The sequence below is a fragment of the Megasphaera indica genome (assembly GCF_046614755.1).
GTDB lineage: Bacteria > Bacillota > Negativicutes > Veillonellales > Megasphaeraceae > Megasphaera > Megasphaera intestinihominis.
In genome coordinates, this window is record NZ_JBKKJR010000073.1 from 1 (window position 1) to 267 (window position 267).

2 rRNA genes are annotated in these 267 nt (G+C 49.4%); both read right to left on the reverse strand.

Annotated features, from left to right (window positions below):
- Positions 1-77: ribosomal RNA gene (gene rrf, locus ACFCTO_RS12220) — 5S ribosomal RNA — on the reverse strand; the annotation flags it as partial.
- A gap of 101 nt (positions 78-178) precedes the next feature.
- Positions 179-267: ribosomal RNA gene (locus tag ACFCTO_RS12225) — 23S ribosomal RNA — on the reverse strand; the annotation flags it as partial.

Sequence of the window (267 nt, forward strand, 5' to 3'; positions counted from 1 at the left end):
GTACTTTCGGCGTTTGCGGGCTTAACTGCTGTGTTCGGCATGGGAACAGGTGGATCCCCGCAGCTATCGCCACTGAATTATGTTATTCAGGATTTTCGTATCCTGACAACTACATAAAAACGTTTTCTTCTTAACGGGTCGCCCACGTAGCGACCTCTACCAATCGGTAGGAATATTTGTAGTCAAGTCCTCGGTCTATTAGTACCGGTCCGCTCCGTACATCGCTGTACTTCCACTCCCGGCCTATCAACCACATCGTCTTTGTGG